Consider the following 442-nt stretch of genomic DNA (forward strand, 5'->3'; position numbering starts at 1 on the left):
GTTGAGCACCTGCTTGGCTTGAAGGATGGCCAGCATTGACGATGTGGCGCCGGAGTTTGTGCGTTGCTTCGTGTATTTCTCCGTCTTCACAAACAGGCGCAGGTCGGCGAGCAACCGCTTGTCGCGACCAAGGAAGACGCGGAGCTCATCTTTACCCGCGCTTTGCATCTTGATTTCGTCGTCGGTGTAACTCGTCTCGGGGGTGATGAAGTGGACGGTCAGCTCGCGCTGATTGCCTTGGACAATGTCATCGAGCTTGTATCCGAAGGCGAAGTCCTGGCCGTTCTTCGCGTACTTCATCTTGTTGGTCTTCAAGATGTCGGACGAGAGGTACTTGAAGAGCTTGCTGGAGACCTCGGACGAGTCGATGTCGACACCCTTGATCTCCTTCTCAATCTCCTGTTCCTCGTTGGTGAGGTACTCGTAGATGTTGCCGTTGCGC

The 442-nt window shown here is 55.0% G+C and carries 1 pseudogene; it reads right to left on the reverse strand.

The window, feature by feature from the left end:
• Positions 1–442, reverse strand: a pseudogene (locus IMZ11_RS44165) (BREX system P-loop protein BrxC); the annotation flags it as partial.

It is taken from the genome of Microtetraspora sp. AC03309, assembly GCF_020826795.1.
Taxonomy (GTDB): Bacteria; Actinomycetota; Actinomycetes; order Streptosporangiales; family Streptosporangiaceae; genus Microtetraspora; species Microtetraspora glauca.